Genomic DNA, 20,040 nt, shown 5'->3' on the forward strand with positions numbered 1-20,040 from the left:
CCACACTCCGACGACAGTAAGGTCGTCGCTCCTTACGGACCAGTCCCCCCCGGGCTTGCAAGCAGGGGCGGCTCTCCTACAGTCCGCCGCCGATGTCCCAGCCGCTTGTCATTGCCGGTCGCGAGTTCTCATCCCGCCTGTTCACGGGCACGGGGAAATTCTCGTCGAATGAGACGATGCGCGACGCGCTGGCCGCTTCCGGCACCCAGATCGTGACCGTGGCCCTGCGCCGCGCCGACCTCAGTGGCAAGGCCGACCCCTATGCGAACATCCTCGATTTCATCGATCCCGAGAAATACCTGCTGCTGCCGAATACCAGCGGCGCGATGAATGCGGAGGAAGCCGTGCGCCTCGCCCGTCTCGCCGCCGCGGCTGGCCTGCCGAAGTGGGTGAAGCTCGAGATTCATCCCGATCCCACGTACCTGTTGCCGGACCCGATCGAGACGCTGAAGGCCGCGGAGATCCTCGTGAAGGAAGGCTTCACCGTGCTGCCCTACATCAATGCCGACCCGGTCCTCGCCAAGCGACTCCAGGAAGTCGGCACCGCCACCGTGATGCCGCTCGGTTCACCCATCGGTTCTAACAAAGGCGTCGCGACCCGCGACCAGATCCGCATCATCGTCGAGCAAGCGATCGTGCCGGTGGTGGTCGATGCAGGCCTGGGCGCGCCCAGCCACGCCGCGGAAGCCATGGAGCTCGGGGCGGATGCCGTGCTAATCAATACCGCCATCGCCGTCGCCTCCGATCCAGTGAGGATGGCCATCGCTTTCAAGAAGGCCGTCGAAGCCGGACGCGAGGCCTATGAACTCGGCCTGCCCGAACGCCGCGATGCGGCCTCGGCCACCAGTCCGCTGACCGGTTTCCTCAATCACGCATGAGCATCAGCGCGCCGGTCGCCTTCGGCCTGGTGCTGGTGGCCTTTGTCGCGCTGCACGTGGCGGCGTGGAAGCTCACGGACAAGCAGAGCCGTGGCGTGCAGGTGACGGTGGCGCTGCTGCTGACACTGCTGTGCCTGCCGGGTGCGTGGTTCGCCTTCTACTATTTCCACTGGCTGCCGGAGCCTCCCCTGCTCTATCAACTCCGCTCGCTGTCGTTTGGCGAAGGCTTCCTCGCGCTGTTTGGTGCCGCTGCGGGAGCGTGGCGAAATCTGCTGCCGAAGCTGCTGAAGCCCTTGCCCACCGGGGCCGGTCTGTTCCTGCTGACGATCCCCTTTCTCAAGCCGGTATTCCGGCCGCTCGATGTCGCCGCCTTGGAGGAACGATGGGAGGGCGACGTGTGTTATCAAAGCTCCGTGGTCACCTGTGGTCCTGCGAGCGCCGCGAACATCCTGCGTTTCCTTGGCGACAAGGAAGTCACCGAGCGCGATCTCGCGCGCGAGTCGTGGAGCTCGCAAAGCAGCACCGAGGCCTGGCACCTCGCCCGTTCCCTGCGCCAGAGGGGTTACCGGGTGCGCTTCCTTTCGCCCGAGGGCCTACCCGAGAAAGAAGACCTGCCGGGCATCCTCGGTACCGGCAGCAAGATGGCCGGGCATTTCATTGCCGTGCTGAAGATCACGGCCGAGGAGATCCATTTCATCGATCCGCTGCGAGGGCGAGTCCGCATGTCACTGGCGGACTTTCGCAAGTGGGTCGAGTTCGAGCCGTTCTTCATGTCGGTGCAGCGGGAGTAAGAAGCGGGACACCCAGCTTGCTTTTCCGGCGATTCCGTGATCATTCGCGCCATCATGAACCGCCGCCATTTCCTCGCCACCGGAGCCCTTGCCGGAGTGACGACCGCCTTGCCTGCCCAAGCCCAGGAAACAATCCCGAAGCCGGTCTTCCCCGCCAACCGCATCGGTGTGTCCTCGTATTCCTTCTGGGGCTTCCAACGCGAGGAACTCCGCGACATCCCTGCCTGCCTCGATCACGCGGCGCGGATGGGCTTCGATGGCTTCGAGGTGCTCCAGCGCCAGCTCGTTTCCACCGACAATGCCACGCTGCAGAAGATCAAGCGCCACGCGTTTCTGTTAGGCCTCGACCTGATGGGCTACTCGACCCACCAAGGCTTCCTCTCACCGGACAAGGAGAAGCGCGAGACCCAGATCAAGCACACGACCGACTGCATCGAGCAGGCCTACGCCATGGGCATCCCGACCATGCGGGTGAACTCCGGCACCTGGGGCACCTCGAAGGACTTCAATGACCTGATGGCCAAGCGCGGCGTCGAGCAACCGCTCGAAGGCTTCACCGAGGAAGACGCCTACGGCTGGGTGATCGAGTCGTATAAGAAGATCCTGCCCGTCGCGGAGAAATGCGGCGTCACCCTCGGCCTCGAAAACCACTGGGGCCTCGGCGTCACTCCGGAAGGCGTGAAGCGGGTCGTGGATGCGATCGACTCGCCGTGGCTGCGGGTCACGCTGGATACCGGGAATTTCCTCGAAGACCCGTATGACCGCCTGGCGAAGCTCGCCACGGACACGGTGCTACTCCAAGCAAAGACTTACTTCGGCGGCGGCGTTTGGTACACGCTCGATCTCGATTACCCTCGGATCGCGAAGATCCTGCGCGATGCGAACTTCAAGGGCTACGTCTCGCTCGAATTCGAGGGCAAGGAGGACCCGCTGACCGCAATTCCGAAGAGCTTGGACTTGCTCCGCAAGGCATTCGCGGGATCGTAAGGCATGGGTATGGAGAATGCCGGACGCGTGCTGGTCTTTGCGGGGCTGGGCATCGCGTTGCTCGGTGCCGTGCTGTGGTTCGCCGGCGGGAAGGGCTGGCTGTCATGGCTCGGCCGCCTGCCCGGTGACATCCGCATGGAGGGCGACAAGGGCGGCTTCTACTTTCCCGTGGTGACCTGCCTGCTCGTGAGCGTGGTCCTCAGCGGACTGCTGGCGCTGGTCCGGAAGTTCTTCGGGTAAGGCGCGCCGATATCCTGTCGGCACTCCTCATCCCAAACGCGCAGCATAGAAGCCATCCCATCCCGTCTCCGCCGGCGACACGATCAGCTCTTCCTCGATCGTCCGCCGCGGGTCGCGCTCCGTGAGATTCCGGAGCTGCCCGCCATTCTCCGAGCCTAGCACGGAGCAGGTGGCATAGACGAACTTGCCGCCGGGCCGCAGCAACTCCGGATAGTGATCGAGCATGCGGCGCTGGAGGCGCTTGGTCTTCTCGAGCGACGCCGCAGTGAGTCGCCACTTGAGATCGGGCTGGCGGCGCAAGGTGCCGAGGCCGGAGCACGGGGCATCGATCAGCACGCGGTCCGCCCAACCGGCGTAGCGCTTCAGCGTGTCCTCGCGCCACGAATCGGTGCGGATGATGCGCGTGCCAGCGCGCGTCGCACGGCGGCGGAGTTCGCTCAGCTTGGAAGTGGAAATATCCATCGCGACGATCTCCCCCCTGCCCTGCATCAGCGCGGCGAGGTGCAGCGCCTTGCCGCCCGCTCCGGCGCATGCATCGATGACCCGCATGCCGGGTTCTAGGTCCAACAAAGGCGCGATCCGCTGCGAACCGGCGTCTTGGATTTCCACGAAGCCCTCGGCAACGAGCGGTTTCGGCACGGTCTTCCCGGCGGGCAATACCAGCGCATCCGCAGCCCCCGGAACACGGCTGGCCTCAATGCCATGGCGGTGCAGCCACTCGATGGCACCGTCCACCTCGATGCGGAGCCGATTCACGCGGAGAAAGACCGGCGCGCGGCGATTCAGTGCGTCGATTTCCTTGTCCCACGCCTCGCCCAGTTCGCGCTCGCCGAGTTCATCCAGCCAATCCGGGATCGACTCGCGGATGGCCCGCGGTTGGCCGGCGAGTTCCGCATCGCGCGCGGCGACCTCGTTGGGATGGCTCGCCCACCACTCGGGCAGCTCGAAGCCGCAGCGCAGCCAGTGGACGGAGCACAGCGCGGCAATCGACTCGTCACCGCCGAGGAACGCGAACGCCCGCCGCCAGCGGGTGACCTCGAAGGCGGTCTCCGCGACAAAGCCGCGGTCGCGCTTCCCCCACTTCGGGTTGGCCCGGAATAGCCCATCGAGCTCGCGGTCCAGCACCCGGCCATGGTCGAAGACCTGCTCCAACACGCCCGCCGCGCTCTCCGCCAACATCCGGTGAATCCTCACGGGCGGACGATGACGCGGTCATTCGTCGTGGGACAATGATGAAACCCGGAACAAATCCGCTGACAGGAGGTGGCCCATTGGCTAGCTTGAGCCCATGAGCCTTGCCGAAGTTTTGGCAGAACTGCCCGCCATGTCCGTGGCCGAACGCCAGGAGCTGATCCGCTCCGCGGTGGAACTCGACGACATCGGTCTTTCACCACAGGACGAGGAACTGGTGGAAGCCCGTTTGGAGGGACATCGCGAGGATCCCTCGTCGGCCCTTGAACTCGAGGAAATGAAGCGCCGCCTGCTTGACCGCTCCCGCCGATGAGCTGGCAAGTGGAGTTCCGTCCCGAAGTAGAGGAAGACGTAGCCGAGGCTGCGCGATGGTATGAGGCCCGCGAGGCCGACTTGGGCGATGACTTCATCGCGGAACTGATCGAAGTTTGGAATCGTCTTACCGACGACCCCTTCACCGGCAGTCACCGCCATCGCAAAACCTTCGTCCGATGGCGATATCCCGAGCGCTTTCCCTATCGTGTGGTCTATCAGGTCGATGAAGAACGGCACTTCGTTCTCGTCATCGCAGTCCTTCACGCCGCACGACACGACCGGCACTGGAAGGCTCGCAGCAAGACTTGAGCGCTCTCATCTTCCCCTGCCCTTCGGCCCTGCCGCGGCGGGTTTCTCAAAGCGCAGGTAGGTGATCGACTTGACCCGTTCCCCTTGCAGCGCATTCACCCGCATTTCCTTGATGGTGTAGCCCTTGTCGTCCGGCAGCTTCATCACCGCATTCACCTGGAACTCCTTGAGCGGCACCCCTTTGCGGTCGTGGGCGCGGATTTGCCAGAAGGCGCCATATTTCTTGTGAACCCAGACGTAAACGACGCCGTAGGCACCGTCCCCGCCGGGGTTGTTCAGGCGGACCTTGTAGCACTGCTCGCCGTTGACCTTCTCCTCACCTTCGAACTTGGCATTCGGCCAGTAGAGGAAGCGGAGGGTGAGATCCTCATAGCTGACATCCGTGCCGGCAATCGGCTGCGACAGCTTTGATGAGGGGAAAGGACGGGTCGTCCCCTTGTCATCGATCACGTTGAGCAGCTCGGCCTTCTCGTCGCCCATGCGAATGTGAAAGCGCTCCTTGTCGCCAAGTTGGAACTGCATGTTGCCCTGGCGGACGAAGAGGTTCAGGCCCATCTTCGGCCCGCCGTCCTTCTCCACGCTGCCGGTCAGGTCCATTTGCTGGAGCGTGGCGGAGAGCCGGATCGAGCGGACCATCGCGGCCGCATCCGGCTGCTGGGCATGGAGCGGGGCTACGGCGGCGGCGAACAGGAGGGCAGCGACGGTTTTCATGGGCGATAGGGTGGAGCCGGATGCGTTCTATCGCAAGCTCCCGGCGAGATTCACAAAAACAGCGGCACGGATGACCGGGATTTTTTCAATTCCGTGACATTAGGGGCTTGCTGCAACGCCACGCGGCGACTTGGAATCCTGCACGCCCACAGGGGCTGTCCCGAAACCCCATGAGCCTCCGCACCCAGCTTACGGAAATACTCCCGCCACTCCTCCCGAGCAATCCTTCGGAAGCGATCAAAGGAACCGAGCTGATCCGGCTCGCGCGGCTTCAACTCAATGGCGCCTACTCGGACGCCTCGCTGCGCTATCACTTTTCGATCATGTCCTGCGATCCGGCCTCGCCGATCGCCAAGGTGGAAAAGGGCCAGGGCTACTACCGCCGCTCCGCCCCGGTGCCCGCACTCACGGGTGCCCAAGAGCTGCTTTCCTTGAGCCAAGGCCGACTCGATGACCTCAGCTCGGACCACGAAGCGGTCGATTCGGCACTGGAGCGCCTGCGGAAGTTCCGCGCCGTGGTCACCCGCTACTACGAGGTTAACGGCCGCTTTCCCTACGTCTTCCGCCAGGCCTTTGCCCAGGGCGCATCGCTCGGGAACCTCTGGAAGTTCCCGGAGGTGGTGCTGGTCGATTGGGAGACCGGCGACGCCCCCGATGAGGTGTTTGCGCTCGATCCCACGATGCTTTCGCTCAAGCAGCGGCTGGGCTTGCCTCCCTTCCGCCTGCATGCTGCGCGCCTGCGCATCCATCCGTCGCTCGCCAGCTTCCGCGAGGACTTTTTCCAAGCGCTTTCCGCGTCGATGTGGGCGCAGGGTGGCGAGCTGATCTACGCCGCGCCGGTCGAGGACGAGGCACTGGCCGATGGCCTGCGCCGCCTGAATGCGATCTTCGGTGTCGGGGTGATCTCCTTCGGCCTGACCGCCCAGGCGCTGGATGACCTGCCGCGCGCCGCCAACATTCTCAATGCCCATCCGCGGGAAACCGAGGCCCTGATGGACCGCCTGCAGATCAACCGCATCGCCGCCCCGCACACCCGCCAGCACATCGACTGGCAATCGCTCGATGGCCTGCGCCGCGAGAGCGAGGAAGTGCAGCACCTCATCGGCTGGCTCAATGACTGCGTGGGCAAAGGCCGCGCCGAGGCCTTCCGCGACGAAGCCTGAGCTAAGCTCACTTGCGAGCAATATCCGGCGGCTTTCGCGCGTTCCGGTTCTGTTTCCTTTCCACGACGACGATGAATATCACCCTGCGTTTCGCCGCGCTCGCGGCTCTGTTGGTTTCCTGCGCCACCGGCCAGGATGAGAAATGGACCTCCATCTTCAACGGCAAGGACCTCGACGGTTGGACGCCGAAGATCCGCGGCCTCGCGCTCGGCGAGGACCCGAAGAAGACCTTCGTGGTCGAGGACGGCGCGATCAAGGTGGACTACAAGAACTACGAGGACTGGGGCGATGCCTTCGGCCACCTGTTCTTCAAGACCAAGTTTTCGACCTACAAGGTCCGCTTCGAGTATCGCTTCGTCGGCGATCAGGTGAAGGGCGGACCCGGCTGGGCCACGCAGAACTCCGGGATCATGCTGCATTGCCAAGATCCCAAGACGATGGGCAAGGACCAGAACTTCCCGGCCTCTCTGGAGTTCCAGCTCCTCGGTGCCGGAAACGGCGTGAAAACCACCGGGAATCTTTGCACGCCAAGCACCTACATCACCATCGACGGCAAGGTGGTAAAGCAGCACTGCAACAACTCGAAGGAGCCGACCAAGCCGGTCGGCGAATGGGTCAGGGCCGAGGCCGAAGTCCACGGCGGCAAGCTGGTGAAGCATCTCATCAACGGCAAGGTGGTGTTTGAATACACCGATACCAAGCTCGACGAAGGCGACGCCGACGCGAAGCCACTGATCGAGGCCCAGGGCAACAACAACCTCACCGAAGGCTACATCAGCCTGCAGTCGGAAAGCCACCCCGTGGAGTTCCGCAGCATCGAGGTGCTGGAGCTGAAGGCGGAGTGAGCTCCTTCATCGGGAGCATCATGGGGATCCCGGGGCACCGATAGCCCCGGGAGCGCCGGTCTTCCGACCGGCCCGAGTGGTCTTTCGATGCTGCTCTCCCCTGTGGGCCGACCTGCTTTGGCAGCCAAAGCAGCGACATTCTCTCGTCGCAGACCGGGACTGTCGTCCGTGATATGGAGTGTCGACATTCTGTCGACACGGCGTGGACAGAATGTCCACGCTCCTTATTCCCCTCACCCCACCGCCGCCAAGCTCGCCGCCGCCACGGCCTGGCCATGGCGCTTGGTCTTCTCATCCGGCACTACGAGCTGGATGCGCACTTGCGGGAACTCGGTGGCCAGCACCTTCTCCGCTTCCTCGATAATGATCGTGCCGCCTTCACCCGAGGTCACGCGGCCGAGGATGAGCAGGCTGCCGATTTCATAAAAATCCGCGTAGTGGGCGATGGCATAGCCGAAGCAGGTGCCGATCGTCTGATAGATCTTCCGGGCGCGGTCATCACCGGCCTTCATGGCCGTCTGCACTTCCACGAGCTGCTCGGGGAAGGGCATGCTGCCGAACTCAAAACCGGCCACCTGGGCGAGGCGGGCGACGCCTTGCTGGGAGAAGAATTGCACGCCGCAACCTTCGTCGCCGCTCCATTCGTCGCGCGGGCCATTTTCGCGGTAGTCCACCGGAGCGAAAGCCAGCTCATTGAGCCACGGGCGGATCGAGCCATTGGGATCGACATAGCCGGCTGCCTGGCTGGTGCCCATGGCCACGCCGAGGACGGCGTTCTCATTGAGCGACATCGAGCCGGCCAGCGCGGTCACTTCGCCGTCGTTCACCACCTCGAAGGGAATGCCTTCCCAGCGGTCCTTCAACTCGAGGAACATGCCCTTGATCCGGGATTCGAAGTCAGCCTCACTGACCCCGCGGAAGAGAGACGCGGCGCGAACCTCATTGTTCACATACACGCCAGCGGAGCTGCCGCCGATGGCGTCAACGCGTGGCAGGTGCGCGGCGGCACGGTTCAGCGAGTCCTGCACACCCTCGATGTGATAGTCCGGGTCGCTCTGGAAATAGGGATCCCAGACGATTTCCTCCGAAAAAACGACCTCGCCATCGATGAGCGCGGCGCATTTCCGGTCGGAACCGCCGAGGTCGAAGCCAATCCGGCAGCCACCGAGGTGACGGCCCAGCGCCATCGCGTCGCCGCATTCGGCGGGCAGGTCGGCAGCCTCCACGGCGGTGAAGCTCAGTGGCTCGCCGAAGATCTTCTTGCCGATGAAATTCCAGTCGAACTCGCGGGCACCACCGGCCCCGTAGATCGCGGCCAGCGCAGGCACCAACTCCGGCGCGCCGGCGATCAGCACGCGGCTGCCACCCTTTTGCCAGAACAAGAACTTCAGCGCGCGCTCGACGTAGCGCAGCGTCAGCGGCGCATTCTCCGGCGTGTCCGCCAGCACCGGCGAGGACCAGCGGAAGGCGGTGCCATCCTGACGGACCAGCGCTAGATCAAGCGTCCGCGCCCCGGCCGCCATCTCACGATAGGCGCGATTCCAGAGAACGGCAGGCAGGAAATCCGGATCGAGAACCGGGACACAGGCAATGGGAAGCTCGGAAAGGCTGGGTGCGGAAGCCGTCATGGATGACTGGAATAGAGCGGCAAACGAGCGGCAAAGGAAATGAGGTAATGCGCAGGGCATCCCGGGTTTTGCGCATTACCCCTTTAATCTCGCCCCCCGGAGCTTACTTCAGCACCGCGGCGTGGAATTCGTGCCAGTCGTCCAAATTGTTCAGGTTGATGGCGTCCTTCGGCGCGCTGGCGTCGTCCGGCAGGCCGTCGGCAGAAAGGACGCTCTTTCTCACGTCGTCCGCGTGGATGTAGCCGGTGATGGCGGCATTCAGGGTCCCGATGCTGCCCGCATCCAACTTCGCGCCCGGCTGGGCCTTCACCCATGCTTCGAACTGCGGGTAGGTCGGATGCTCGTCCGCGATGTAGGAGAGCACCGCATCGCGGTTCAAGCCGAGGCCGTCGATGACCATCTGGTCGTAGCCCTGGCCGGCACCGGGGTAGCCGTCCGCGAGCACGCCACGAGCCTCGAGGGAAACCTTGAGCCACAGGCGGGGCAGGTGGAGAACGCCAAGCGGGCCGGCCGTGCCGGAGCTGATCAGGGGTACGTATTTCATAGCGCGCCAAGAAAAGCCCCAGCAGCAATCCCCGTCAAATGGTCCCTTTGCCCGACCGGTCACTTCTTCTTGTCAGATCTGCGGTTCGCTTCCGTATTCTCGCACCCATGCGCCCGCTGCTGCTGCTTGCCGCCCTTGCCCTCGCCCCTGCGCTCTTCGCTGCGGAACGGCCGAACATCGTGTTCCTGTTCTCCGATGACCACGCCCTCAATGCCATCTCGGCCTACGGCGGCCCCTTGAAAGACGTCGCACCGACGCCGAATCTCGACCGCATCGCGAAGGACGGCGCCGTCTTCACCCGCTCCTACTGCGGGAACTCGATCTGCGGCCCCTCCCGCGCCACCATCCTCACCGGCAAGCATAGCCACATCAATGGCTTCCCGGACAACGACGGCTCGCGCTTCGACGGCAGCCAGACGACTTTTCCGAAGCTCCTACAGAAGGCCGGCTACCAGACCTCGCTGATCGGGAAGTGGCACCTCGTCACCCAGCCGACTGGCTTCGACCACTGGGAAATCCTCCCCGACCAGGGCAGCTACTACAATCCGGACTTCATCACCGCCACAGGCCGGAAGCGCGAGGAGGGCTACTGCACCGACATCATCACCGACAAGGCGATCGCTTGGATGGAGGGCCGCGACAAATCGAAGCCCTTCGTGCTGATGTGCCAGCACAAGGCCCCCCACCGCAACTGGTCCCCTGCCCTGCGCCACCTCGAGCTTTTCAAGGATGCCCCCCTGCCGGAACCCGCCACGCTTTTCGACAACTACGATGGACGTAGTTCCACCCTGAAGGAGCAGCAAATGTCGATCGCCCGCAACATCTCGTGGGGCCACGACATGAAGTTCAAGGGCGAGAATCTCTTCCCCGAGTTCTTCAGCAAGGAGGGAGGCAACGGCGAATACGCGCGCATGACCGCTGCCCAGAAGCAGGCATGGGACAAGGTGCGAGATCCGGAAAACGAGGCCTTCATCGCCGACATGAAGGCCGGCAAGCTCAAGGACGACGATGTCACCCGCTGGAAATACCAGCGCTACCTGAAGGACTACTTGCGCTGCGTCCGGGCCGTCGATGAAGGCGTGGGCCGCGTGCTCGATTACCTCGACAAGAGCGGCCTCGCGAAGAACACGCTGGTGATCTACTCGTCCGACCAGGGTTTCTACCTCGGCGAGCACGGCTGGTATGACAAGCGCTGGATCTTTGAGGAAAGCCTTTCGATGCCCTTCCTCGTCCGCTGGCCCGGCGTCGTGAAGCCCGGCACCCGCAATCAAGCGCTCATCCAGAACATCGACTACGCGCCGACCTTCCTCGAGGCCGCCGGCGTCCCCATCCCCGCCACCATCCAGGGCAAGAGCCTGCTGCCCGTGCTGAAGGGCGAGACCCCGGCCGATTGGCGGAAGGCGATCTACTACTTCTATAGTGGCGAGCCGACCCACCACGTGGCCGCGCACGATGGCGTCCGCAGCGATCGCTACAAGCTGATGTTCATCCCCAAGACCAAGGAGTGGAACCTCTTCGACCTGGAGAAGGACCCGCAGGAGATGAAGTCCGTCCACGATGATCCGGCCTACGCCACGACCCTGGCCGACATGAAGAAGGCCTACGACGAACAGCGCCGCCTTTACCGCATGAGCCCCTCCACGGTGCCCGCCAATCGCTTCAAGGAAGCCTGGTGGAAACCCCGCCACGAGGAGAAGGTGAAGCTCGCCAAACAGGGCGGCCACGACCTCGTCTTCATCGGCGACTCCATTACCCAGGGCTGGGAGAGCAAAGGCAAGGCCACCTGGGACAAGTACTACGCCCATCGGAATTCGCTCAACCTCGGCTTCTCCGGCGACCGCACCGAGCACGTGCTGTGGCGGCTGATGAATGGCGAGCTGGAGAACGTCGATCCCAAGGTCTTCGTCCTGATGGTCGGAACCAACAACACCGGCCACCGCCAGGATCCGCCGGAGCAGGTTGCCGACGGCATCAAGCTCATCCTGGAACTCCTCCAGGACCGCAAGCCGGACGCCAAGATCCTGTTGCTGTCCATTTTCCCGCGCGCTCCGAAGCCGGAGGACGGCCTCCGCCAGCTCAACGACCAGATCAACGCCCGCATCAAGACCTTCGCGGATGGGGAGCGCGTCCAGTGGCTCGAGGTCAGCGACGCCTTCCTCGACAAGGACAAGGTGCTCGCGAAGGTGATCATGCCCGACTACCTCCACCCGAACGACGTCGGCTACGAAATCTGGGCCAAGGTGATGGAAAGCCACATCGCGAAGCTGACAGGCACCCCGGAGGTGAAGTAATTAGGGAGCGTGAAAGCCATCGCCCTCACGCAAAAGCTCCCGCTCGATCACCCGGACTGCTTCGTCGAACTCGACCTGCCCGATCCCGTCCCCGGTCCGTATGACCTCTTGGTGCGGGTCAAGGCGGTGGCGGTCAACCCGGTCGACTACAAGCAGCGCCAAGCCCGCAAGGAGGACGAAACCGCGCCGCGCATCCTCGGCTGGGACGCCGCCGGGATCGTCGAGGCCGTGGGCTCGGACGTGAAGCACTTCCGCCGCGGCGATCAGGTTTACTACGCCGGCGACGTCACCCGCCCCGGCTGCAATGCGGAGCTCCAGCTCGTGGACGAGCGCCTCGTCGCGAAGAAACCCGCCTCGCTCGACTTCGCTGCCGCCGCGGCCTTGCCACTGACGGCCATCACCGCATGGGAGTGCTTTTTCGAGCGACTCGAGCTTTCCGCCGGCGATTTGAAGGAGGGCAAGGGCAAGAACCTCCTCATCATCGGCGGCGCGGGCGGGGTCGGCTCGATCGGCATCCAGCTCGCCACCGCTCTCACCGGCTTCACCGTCATTGCCACCGCCTCGCGGCCGGAGACCGTCGAGTGGTGCCGCCGGATGGGCGCGCATCGCGTGATCGACCACTCGGTCGATTGGACCGAGGAACTGGAGAAGCGCGGAATCGCCACCGTTGATGCCATCGCCTGCTTCGCCGACACCTCCGGCCACTGGGCGAACATGGCCAAGGCAATCGTCCCGCAGGGCAAGATCACCGCCATCGTCGAATCGCCCACCGTGCCCGACATCGGCCTCATGAAGCCGAAGAGCGTGACCTTCTCGTGGGAGTTCATGTTCACCCGCTCGATGTTCCAGACGCCGGACATGATCGCGCAGCACGACCTTCTCAAGGAGGTCGCCACCCTCGTCGATGCCGGCCGGATTTTCAGCACCATGAAGGAGCACGGCGGCACTCTCACGCCTGCCTCCCTCGCTGCCGCCCATCGCGACCTCGAAGCCGGCAAGATGATCGGCAAGCGGGTATTCGACACCGCGTGGTGACATGGACTTGGCACACGACGGTTGGACCCGGCTCCACGCCAGCCTTGAGGAGAATCTGTTAGAGTCCCTGCGCCGTGAAGCCTTCGCCGCCGGCACCGCCGGCACCCGTTGCCTGCTCGACCTGCCGCCGGTCCAGGCCGCGGCGCTCGCCATGAAGCGGCGGCTCATCGCCACCGGCATCCTGCCCGCCACCGCCGTCGCCATCCAAGCCATCGCCTTCGACAAGACACCGGACACGAATTGGAAGGTCGCGTGGCATCAGGACCTGATGTTCCCCTTCGCCGATAAGGTATCTTCGCCGGGCTACGAACTACCCTCCTGCAAGTCCGGCGTCCACTACGCCCGCCCGCCGCTGGAGGTGCTGGAGGACCTCCTCGCCGTGCGCCTTCACCTCGATGACTGCGGCGAATCCAATGGCCCGCGGCGCATCAGCCCCGGGACCCATCGCCTCGGCAACATCCCCTCCTCCGATGCAGCCACCAGCGCCTCGACTCATGGCGAGGTCCCTTGTCTTGCCCTCTGTGGCGAGGCACTCCTCATGCGCCCGCTCCTGCTCCACGCCTCCTCCCAAGCCACCTCTCCCGGACACCGGCGGGTGCTACACTTGGTCTATTATTCCGGCCAGTCGTTGCCGGAACGTTGGCACCGGAGCATCTGATCTCGATCGCACCCATCAACTCATCGGCGCCCGACTCGTCCGACTCGTCTTGACCCCACCGCTGGGATGTCCTATTCGGGAGGTGCTTGTAAAAACATGCACCTCCCCGTCCCATTCTTGGGCTTGTCCCTTGTGACGTTCCTCCTTTCGCCGTGCCTTGCACAGGCGGAAGCGAAGAAGCTCACGCCCGCGGTGGAAATGGAATTGGACTACGTGCGATCGTTGGCGGAAGACCTGCGGACGAAGGCGAAGGCCCCACTGACGGAACTGGAGGACAAATACCGCGGCGCGGTGGAGAAGATCCGTGATGAGGCGAAGGCGGCAAACAACGCCGCCAACCTGCTGGAAGCGGAGGCGGCGCTGGAGGAACTCGCGAAATCCGGCACACCGGATGGCGAATCCGCGCATGCGGGCATCGCGCGGCTGGAGAAGATCTACCTGGAGCAGCGCCCGAAGGTGGCGGAGCAGATCCGCCCGGCGCTCGTCAAGGCGGAGCAGTCTTTCGGACAGGACTTGCAGCGGATGGTGGAGGAGCAGACCAAGAAGGGCGAGATCGAACAGGCGATACTGCTGAAGAAGGAAATGGACGGTGTCGCCGGACGACTGAAGTCGATGCAACAGGCCTTCGGATTGGCGGCGGGGAGGTCGCGACCGCCGTCCAAGGTGACCATCCTCAAGGCAACCTTTGCCAGCGGCGACCAGTCGGCGGACGTGACCCGCAAGATCGCGGAGTTAGTCGCCAATGGCAGGGACTTCTCCGCGAGCCCCAAGGATATGGGCGTCGACCCGAAGCCCTATCACCGGAAGCATCTGAAGATTTCCTACGAGAAGGACGGCATCAAGCGGGAGCAGCACCGCGGCGAAAACGAGACCGTGCTCGCGGTGTCCTTCACCGGTCCGCAGGACGGGAAAGAGCTGGCGGCGTGGCTGACGGGATCCACGTGGAAGTCTGAGACCCGCGAGCTGTTTTTCAAGAGCGCCTCGGACGTGAAGGTCAAGGACGTGACCGGCAAGTGGCAGCCGGACGGGATCTACTTCTTCAACGTCGAGTGGAGCGCCGGGAACAAGAAGAGGTATCAGTTCAACTGGCACTGGACTGAGCTCAGGGAGCATGGTGGAGAGAAGTTCGTGCCGGTGAACTAGCACGCGCCCCGCTTCCCTTGCCCCAAAGAACCCGCCACTTGAAAGCGGTTCTCAACCCGTCCTCCTCCATAGATAGAATCTATGGAGGCGAGGATTTCTTTCGATTAACTGAACGGTATCGCCGGAGCCTAAGCTCGGGCGATGATCACGACTGTTAGAAGAATCGCCCTCGCTGCCACGTTCCTCGCATCGCTTTCCGAGGCAGGAACATCCCTCACCGCCGCCTTCGACCAGAACGTCCGGGGACTCAGGGTGAACAACTCCTTCGGCGACAACATCGTCGCCGTCGGGAACTTCATGGCGGTCTCGGAAAACAACCGGGTTTATCTCTACGAGCGGAATGGCGGGACTTGGGAGATCTTCGCGCGCAAGAACATGCTGACCTCCCCCGGAAGCAACTCCGGCGAATTCGGCCAATACGTCCTGATGCCCGACCGGAACACCCTGATCGTATCCGATCCCCTGTTCAACGCCCTGACTCCGTCGGGAGGAACGAACAACGACCAGGGTGCCGTCTACGTCTTCGGTCGGGATGTCGGCGGGGACAACAATTGGGGACTCATCAAGCAGATCACCGCGACGGATCACCAGCTCCCGAATGGCGCGCTCTCGAAAAGTCTAGGAGACGTCATGGCCTACGGGGACGGCCGATTGGTCGTCTCTGCCAAGGCGAGCAACTCGACGGTGAAATTCCTTTACGTCTTCGAGAAGGATCGCGGCGGTCCCAACCAATGGGGCCAGGTTCCCGGAGTGAAACTTGTAGGCACCGATGTGAGCTTGAACCAGTTCGCTTACACCCTCGCGGTTACTGGAGACACCATCGTCGTGGGTTCCCCATTCGAAGGCTACCGGGAAACTCCTTCAGCTCCCGCCGACCTGGGCCGCGGGGCGCTCTTCTTCTTCAGCAGGAATCAGGGCGGCACCGACCGGTGGGGACTTCTCCCCAATGGCCGGCGGTATGCGCCCGATGGAGCCACGTCCGACAACTTCGGGCGCACCATTTCCATCTCGGGCGATCAGATCGCGGTGGGCGCGATCGGCAGGGATCTCTCCCCCTCCCAACAGGATGCGGGCGTCGTTTACATCCTGTCCAAGGATCAAGGCGGTCCCGGTGCATGGGGATTCACCCCCGCGCGCATCACCGCTCCGGACGCGGCGGGCGGAGATGAATTCGGGGCCGTGGTGGTGCTGCGTGACAACGTTCTCGCCGTCTGCGCCAACAACGATGATGTGGCGGGAGTCAACGACGCAGGATCGATCTATCTCTTCGAAAAGGCGTCGTCGGGCGCTTGGCAGGCCGTCAATGGCGGGAAGTTCTCCATCGACGTCGTGCCGGGGATCACCTTGGTGAACACCGGCTTCGATTCAGAGCTCTTCATGGACGAGCAGCGTCTGATGTTCTGGTCGCGCACCTCCAGCCTTGAACGGGTCGTCACGGATATCGCGCTCACCGGGTTTCCCTCGCACACGACGATCGGCAGGGTCGATTTCAGCCGCCAGGGTCGCCTTACCTTCACTCCCGCGGGCACCGGCAACTACCAATTGCGCACCAGCACCGACCTTCAGGTCTGGTCCGACCAAGGAGCGGTATTCCCAGGAACTTCCGGCTTGCCCGTGATCATCGAGACAGGTGTCCCTGTCGGTCCCCAGCAACGCTTCTTCCGCATTGAAAGCAGGTGAGCTTGTCCGTGACAGCGAGCGCATGTAGCGAAAGAGGCATGAACGTCCATCACCTCGAGCTTTTCTACTACGTGGCGAAGTTCGGCGGCATCACCGCGGCAGTGCGCAGCATGCCCTACGGCATCCAGCAACCTTCCGTGAGTGCCCAGATCTGCCGCTTGGAAAAGGACCTCGGGGTAACGCTGTTCATCCGCCGTCCCTTCAAGCTGACTCCTGAAGGCGAGATGCTCTATGAGCGCATCCAGCCTTTTTTCTCGCAGCTTCCCGACCTCGCCGGCGAGATCCGCCAGGAGGGATCGCTCCACTTGAAGTTGGGCGCGTGCCCTTCCGTGCTGCGGCATCATCTTCCCGGGTTGATGCTGGCCATGAAAGCCCGCAAACCCGGGCTACGGATCAGCCTCAAGGAGATCCAGATGGACGAGATCGCAGAGCATCTGGTGAAGCAGATCGCGGACATCTCGGTGGGCGCGGTGCTCGGTGCATTCCCTCCGCCGCTGCGGGTGGATGAGCTTCTCCGGGTGCCCCTCGCCCTGCTCGTGCCGGAGGATTTCCCCTGCACCACCTGGAAGCAGGTGATGGCACGCCACAAGCGCAAGGACGGCAGCCTCGACCTGCCACTCATTGCGCCGCCCGTGCAGAGCGTGATCACGCGGCGCTTCCGGGAAGGGCTCACCACCGCGGGACTGATCTGGGAGACGGAGGTGGAGGTGGGCAACTTCGACGTGATCCGCGACTACGTGAAACACGGCTTCGGCGTGGGCATGTCCGTGGTGATCCCCGGGGTCCAGGCTTCCGGCGGACTACGGCAAATCCCCATCCCGGCTTTCGCCCCGGTGCAGGTCGTGGCCGTCTATCTCAGGGAGCCCAAGCCGATCGTGGCGTGGTTCCTCCGGGAGTTGAAGGGCTACGTGAAACAACTCGCCGAAGTGAAGACGGCGGGTGTTAGATGAAGGGAGCGAGGCTTCTTAGGGTAGGCGCATTGGTGACAATGCGGAAGCACCGGAACGGACCGCTTCCATGGACCACTCCGCACTGTCACCAGTGCGCCTTCGCAAAAGACAAGAACGCCACCGGCCCATGCGGACCGGTGGCGTTCGGGAATCCGTTGGCTCAGGCCTTCTTCACGTTCACCCACTGGCCGGTCTTGGCCGACTCGAGGACGGCGTCGCAGACATACTGGGTGCCGAGGGCGTGGCGGAAGTCGGGGTAGCGCTTCTCGGCCGTCGGGTCATCGAGGGACTTGAAGAACTCCGCCAGCTCGTGAGTGAATGAGTGCTCGTAGCCGAGGCAGAGGCCCGGGACCCACCAGTTGCCGGAGTAAGGGTGATCGCCGTCGGTGGCGTGGATGTTGGTCCAGCCGCGGCGATCTCCGGGGACGCCGTGATCGAAGTACGAGAGGTAGTTCAGGTCATGGAGATCCCACGCCAGCGACTTCTTCTCACCGTTGATCTCGAATGTATAGAGTGCCTTGTGGCCGCGAGCGTAGCGGGTGCTTTCGAAGATCGCCAGTGAACCGTTCTCGAAGCGCGCGAGGAAGGCGCAGGCATCATCGATGGTCACGGGATGCTTTTCACCGGTGGCGGTGTGAACGCGCTCCTTGATGAAGGTCTCCGTCATCGCACTGACCGAGACGACGTCGCCATTGATCCAACGGGCGGTATCGATGCAGTGGGCGAGCAAGTCACCCGTGACGCCGGAACCGGCCGCGGCGGCATCCAGGCGCCAGAGGCCGGCGCCCCCTTGCGGGAGTTCTTCGGAGATCGTCCAGTCCTGCAGGAAGTTTGCGCGGTAGTGGAAGACGCGGCCGAGCTCGCCCGCATCGACGATGTTCTTCGCGAGCGTGACGGCGGGCAGGAAGCGGTAGTTGTACCAGACCAAGTTCGGCAGGCCGGAGGCCTCGACCGCCTTGACCATTTCCTCGCCCTGCGCGCCGTTCAGGGCGAGCGGCTTTTCGCAGAGGATCATCTTGCCGTGCTTGATGCACTCGAGGGCGATCTCGGCGTGCGAGTCATTCGGCGTGCAGATGTCGACGGCATCGATGTCCTCGCGCTTCACCAGTTCGCGCCAGTCGGTTTCGTAGGACGCGTAGCCCCACTTTTCGGCGAAGGCCTTCACCTTCGCCTCGTCGCGGCCGCAGACGGCCTGGCGGACCGGGACGTGAGTGGTGTCGAAGAAGTGGCTGAGCTGCGAGTAGGCATTCGAGTGGGTACGGCCCATGAAGCCGTAGCCAATGAGACCGATGCGGATTTCCTTTTTCATGATGGGGAAGAGGGTGCGTCTGCTGGGTTGATGTTTGATTCAAACGGCGTCATGCAGCGCCGGGTGTTTGGGAATGCGCGTGTTGCGGGAAGTCGAAGGTCAGCACGAGCGGTTCATCTCCCGTGTTCTCGATTTCCACACCACCGCGATTCATCGCGGCCTGGGTGATGAATCCGATTTCGGGATAGATTTCGCCGAGCTTCATGTCCTGGTGATAGCGCACTTCGAGTTTTCCGACCCGGCCGCGTCCGCCGTTCGTGTGGAACAGCGCGGGGCTTTCCGGGCGGAAACTCGTCCTGGCTCCGGGTGCAAGGGTGAGACGGAGAATGGAGCACTTCTGGTCACCGAGGATGTCACCGTAGACAATCCACCGTGCGTCCACTCCGTCGCCGGCAAATTCCTTGGCGGTGATGGCCGGACGCGAATTCTTCTGAACGAAGTCGGGATCCTGGTTCGCCTCGAAGTCGAACTTGTCCACCAAGTATTCCCAATCTTCGTGCCGGTCTTTCGGATAGTCCTCTTCCCGGCAGGCGTAGAATGCATCGGCCGCTCCGATCCTTCCGTCGAGCGTCAGGTCCTCGGCCAGGAAATGCTCGTCCATCGTGACGTGAAGCTCGTGCGTGCAAAGATCCGTCGGCGAGTGCAGCACGCCATTCGGCATCACGAAGCCGTCATCCAGTTTCATCATCGTGTGCGGCGACAAGTGCCGCACCCCGTTGTATTCGCCCTGACCCCAACGCTGCATGCAAGCAAGGAACTGGTCCTTGGTGACGAACGGATACAGCCCCATGGCCGTGGTGTGGTAGTGCGACGGGCTTACTCCGGGGTTGTCGAAGGAATTGATGTCGTAAACCTCCCACTTCGACCAGTGAAGGTGATGGGGAATGGGGTTCAGGTTGTCGAACTTTTTGGACACGATGGGCCAGGTGACCCTGCCGAACAGGGATTGGGAAAGCGCCACGAGCTTTTCTCCCATGACGGCTTCAGGATTGGTCTCGATCAGATCCTGAAGCGAGATGACTTGCCCGCCCGGAGTGAGAACGTGAGCTTCTCCTTCACGGAACGGCGCCTTTCCCGTGCGGGTATCCAGGACGCCGGTCACAATGGGCACGGTGCAGCACATCCAGACTTCATCGAGGCCGGTTCCGCCCATGTAGTCCGGATAGTAGGATTTCTCGTCCAGGCGAAGGCGTTTGCCCGGCGTGCAGAATGTCCGGCCGGCGTAGCGGTGCAGAAGCTGCAGCACCCCGTCGTTCTGATTGAGGCAATCATCGAGAATCGAATCCGATCCTCCGTCGATGACATCGTGATGAGGATACTCGTGCAGTTTCTCCGCAAGAATTGAAGTCGGGGCAGCCATGGCAGATGGATA

Annotated in this window: 20 protein-coding genes; 14 read left to right on the forward strand and 6 right to left on the reverse strand. The window is 63.2% G+C overall.

Annotated elements, in window-relative coordinates:
- Positions 1-92 precede the first annotated feature (92 nt).
- Genes OKA05_RS03135 through OKA05_RS03150 form a run of 4 tightly spaced genes read left to right on the forward strand, consistent with a single transcriptional unit; the run spans position 93 to position 2,896 of the window.
- Positions 93-878 carry a thiazole synthase gene (locus tag OKA05_RS03135; protein ID WP_264485640.1) on the forward strand — a complete coding sequence of 262 codons (786 nt, stop codon included), beginning with the start codon at positions 93-95 and terminating at the stop codon, positions 876-878.
- Positions 875-1,669, forward strand: coding sequence for a cysteine peptidase family C39 domain-containing protein (locus OKA05_RS03140; RefSeq protein WP_264485641.1), 795 nt, complete (start codon positions 875-877; stop codon positions 1,667-1,669). The genes OKA05_RS03135 and OKA05_RS03140 overlap by 4 nt, the downstream gene beginning before the upstream one ends.
- Before the next feature lie 54 nt (positions 1,670-1,723).
- Positions 1,724-2,656, forward strand: a complete 933-nt coding sequence (locus tag OKA05_RS03145) for a TIM barrel protein (protein WP_264485642.1) — start codon at positions 1,724-1,726, stop codon at positions 2,654-2,656.
- Between the two features lie 9 nt (positions 2,657-2,665).
- The gene (locus tag OKA05_RS03150) at positions 2,666-2,896 is read left to right on the forward strand and encodes a DUF2905 domain-containing protein (protein WP_264485643.1); all 231 of its coding nucleotides are present in this window, start codon (positions 2,666-2,668) and stop codon (positions 2,894-2,896) included.
- Positions 2,897-2,923: 27 nt separating this feature from the next.
- Here OKA05_RS03150 and OKA05_RS03155 read toward each other — a convergent pair whose 3' ends face one another.
- Positions 2,924-4,090, reverse strand: coding sequence for an RsmB/NOP family class I SAM-dependent RNA methyltransferase (locus tag OKA05_RS03155; RefSeq protein ID WP_264485644.1), 1,167 nt, complete (start codon positions 4,088-4,090; stop codon positions 2,924-2,926).
- A gap of 94 nt (positions 4,091-4,184) precedes the next feature.
- Between OKA05_RS03155 and OKA05_RS03160 the strand changes: the two genes are divergently transcribed.
- Together OKA05_RS03160 and OKA05_RS03165 are read left to right on the forward strand one after the other, a co-directional pair.
- A complete protein-coding gene (locus OKA05_RS03160; protein WP_264485645.1) occupies positions 4,185-4,400 on the forward strand; it encodes a hypothetical protein in 216 nt (71 codons plus the stop codon).
- Positions 4,397-4,711 (forward strand): type II toxin-antitoxin system RelE/ParE family toxin, encoded by a 315-nt coding sequence (locus tag OKA05_RS03165; protein ID WP_264485646.1) that lies wholly within the window; start codon positions 4,397-4,399, stop codon positions 4,709-4,711. Before OKA05_RS03160 ends, OKA05_RS03165 begins: the two co-directional genes overlap by 4 nt.
- Before the next feature lie 6 nt (positions 4,712-4,717).
- Here OKA05_RS03165 and OKA05_RS03170 read toward each other — a convergent pair whose 3' ends face one another.
- Positions 4,718-5,422, reverse strand: a complete 705-nt coding sequence (locus OKA05_RS03170) for an outer membrane lipoprotein-sorting protein (RefSeq protein WP_264485647.1) — start codon at positions 5,420-5,422, stop codon at positions 4,718-4,720.
- A 170-nt stretch (positions 5,423-5,592) separates the two neighbouring features.
- Between OKA05_RS03170 and OKA05_RS03175 the strand changes: the two genes are divergently transcribed.
- Positions 5,593-6,585 (forward strand): hypothetical protein, encoded by a 993-nt coding sequence (locus OKA05_RS03175; protein WP_264485648.1) that lies wholly within the window; start codon positions 5,593-5,595, stop codon positions 6,583-6,585.
- A 71-nt stretch (positions 6,586-6,656) separates the two neighbouring features.
- A complete protein-coding gene (locus OKA05_RS03180) occupies positions 6,657-7,430 on the forward strand; it encodes a 3-keto-disaccharide hydrolase (protein WP_264485649.1) in 774 nt (257 codons plus the stop codon).
- Positions 7,431-7,663: 233 nt separating this feature from the next.
- Here OKA05_RS03180 and OKA05_RS03185 read toward each other — a convergent pair whose 3' ends face one another.
- Positions 7,664-9,058: an ROK family protein gene (locus OKA05_RS03185; protein WP_264485650.1), complete on the reverse strand. Its 1,395-nt coding sequence runs from the start codon at positions 9,056-9,058 to the stop codon at positions 7,664-7,666.
- 103 nt (positions 9,059-9,161) lie between these two features.
- A complete protein-coding gene (locus tag OKA05_RS03190) occupies positions 9,162-9,602 on the reverse strand; it encodes a DUF5069 domain-containing protein (RefSeq protein ID WP_264485651.1) in 441 nt (146 codons plus the stop codon).
- Between the two features lie 107 nt (positions 9,603-9,709).
- Here OKA05_RS03190 and OKA05_RS03195 point away from each other — a divergent pair, with 107 nt between their 5' ends.
- From OKA05_RS03195 to OKA05_RS03220, 6 genes are all read left to right on the forward strand, one after another.
- Entirely contained in the window at positions 9,710-11,893 is a 2,184-nt protein-coding gene (locus OKA05_RS03195; RefSeq protein WP_264485652.1) for a sulfatase/phosphatase domain-containing protein, read from the forward strand.
- Positions 11,894-11,902: 9 nt separating this feature from the next.
- Positions 11,903-12,928, forward strand: a complete 1,026-nt coding sequence (locus OKA05_RS03200; protein ID WP_264485653.1) for a zinc-binding alcohol dehydrogenase family protein — start codon at positions 11,903-11,905, stop codon at positions 12,926-12,928.
- Position 12,929: 1 nt separating this feature from the next.
- Entirely contained in the window at positions 12,930-13,586 is a 657-nt protein-coding gene (locus OKA05_RS03205) for a phytanoyl-CoA dioxygenase family protein (RefSeq protein WP_264485654.1), read from the forward strand.
- 132 nt (positions 13,587-13,718) lie between these two features.
- Positions 13,719-14,729: a hypothetical protein gene (locus OKA05_RS03210; protein WP_264485655.1), complete on the forward strand. Its 1,011-nt coding sequence runs from the start codon at positions 13,719-13,721 to the stop codon at positions 14,727-14,729.
- A gap of 141 nt (positions 14,730-14,870) precedes the next feature.
- Positions 14,871-16,409: an FG-GAP repeat protein gene (locus OKA05_RS03215; RefSeq protein WP_264485656.1), complete on the forward strand. Its 1,539-nt coding sequence runs from the start codon at positions 14,871-14,873 to the stop codon at positions 16,407-16,409.
- A gap of 38 nt (positions 16,410-16,447) precedes the next feature.
- Positions 16,448-17,359, forward strand: a complete 912-nt coding sequence (locus tag OKA05_RS03220) for a LysR family transcriptional regulator (RefSeq protein ID WP_264485657.1) — start codon at positions 16,448-16,450, stop codon at positions 17,357-17,359.
- 160 nt (positions 17,360-17,519) lie between these two features.
- Here OKA05_RS03220 and OKA05_RS03225 read toward each other — a convergent pair whose 3' ends face one another.
- Positions 17,520-18,668, reverse strand: coding sequence for a Gfo/Idh/MocA family protein (locus OKA05_RS03225; RefSeq protein WP_264485658.1), 1,149 nt, complete (start codon positions 18,666-18,668; stop codon positions 17,520-17,522).
- A gap of 49 nt (positions 18,669-18,717) precedes the next feature.
- Complete coding sequence (locus OKA05_RS03230; protein ID WP_264485659.1) at positions 18,718-20,028, reverse strand: hypothetical protein; 1,311 nt, start codon at positions 20,026-20,028, stop codon at positions 18,718-18,720.
- Between the last annotated feature and the right edge of the window lie 12 nt (positions 20,029-20,040).

It is taken from the genome of Luteolibacter arcticus (assembly GCF_025950235.1).
Taxonomy (GTDB): Bacteria; Verrucomicrobiota; Verrucomicrobiia; order Verrucomicrobiales; family Akkermansiaceae; genus Haloferula; species Haloferula arctica.

Excerpts from the sequence above, each read along its gene's own strand:
- OKA05_RS03135 (WP_264485640.1), top strand. The coding sequence starts at position 93 with ATGTCCCAGCCGCTTGTCATTGCCGGTCGCGAGTTCTCATCCCGCCTG.
- OKA05_RS03140 (WP_264485641.1), top strand. The coding sequence starts at position 875 with ATGAGCATCAGCGCGCCGGTCGCCTTCGGCCTGGTGCTGGTGGCCTTT.
- OKA05_RS03145 (WP_264485642.1), top strand. The coding sequence starts at position 1,724 with ATGAACCGCCGCCATTTCCTCGCCACCGGAGCCCTTGCCGGAGTGACG.
- OKA05_RS03150 (WP_264485643.1), top strand. The coding sequence starts at position 2,666 with ATGGAGAATGCCGGACGCGTGCTGGTCTTTGCGGGGCTGGGCATCGCG.
- OKA05_RS03160 (WP_264485645.1), top strand. The coding sequence starts at position 4,185 with ATGAGCCTTGCCGAAGTTTTGGCAGAACTGCCCGCCATGTCCGTGGCC.
- OKA05_RS03165 (WP_264485646.1), top strand. The coding sequence starts at position 4,397 with ATGAGCTGGCAAGTGGAGTTCCGTCCCGAAGTAGAGGAAGACGTAGCC.
- OKA05_RS03170 (WP_264485647.1), bottom strand. The coding sequence starts at position 5,422 with ATGAAAACCGTCGCTGCCCTCCTGTTCGCCGCCGCCGTAGCCCCGCTC.
- OKA05_RS03175 (WP_264485648.1), top strand. The coding sequence starts at position 5,593 with ATGAGCCTCCGCACCCAGCTTACGGAAATACTCCCGCCACTCCTCCCG.
- OKA05_RS03180 (WP_264485649.1), top strand. The coding sequence starts at position 6,657 with ATGAATATCACCCTGCGTTTCGCCGCGCTCGCGGCTCTGTTGGTTTCC.
- OKA05_RS03185 (WP_264485650.1), bottom strand. The coding sequence starts at position 9,058 with ATGACGGCTTCCGCACCCAGCCTTTCCGAGCTTCCCATTGCCTGTGTC.
- OKA05_RS03190 (WP_264485651.1), bottom strand. The coding sequence starts at position 9,602 with ATGAAATACGTACCCCTGATCAGCTCCGGCACGGCCGGCCCGCTTGGC.
- OKA05_RS03195 (WP_264485652.1), top strand. The coding sequence starts at position 9,710 with ATGCGCCCGCTGCTGCTGCTTGCCGCCCTTGCCCTCGCCCCTGCGCTC.
- OKA05_RS03205 (WP_264485654.1), top strand. The coding sequence starts at position 12,930 with ATGGACTTGGCACACGACGGTTGGACCCGGCTCCACGCCAGCCTTGAG.
- OKA05_RS03215 (WP_264485656.1), top strand. The coding sequence starts at position 14,871 with ATGATCACGACTGTTAGAAGAATCGCCCTCGCTGCCACGTTCCTCGCA.
- OKA05_RS03220 (WP_264485657.1), top strand. The coding sequence starts at position 16,448 with ATGAACGTCCATCACCTCGAGCTTTTCTACTACGTGGCGAAGTTCGGC.
- OKA05_RS03225 (WP_264485658.1), bottom strand. The coding sequence starts at position 18,668 with ATGAAAAAGGAAATCCGCATCGGTCTCATTGGCTACGGCTTCATGGGC.
- OKA05_RS03230 (WP_264485659.1), bottom strand. The coding sequence starts at position 20,028 with ATGGCTGCCCCGACTTCAATTCTTGCGGAGAAACTGCACGAGTATCCT.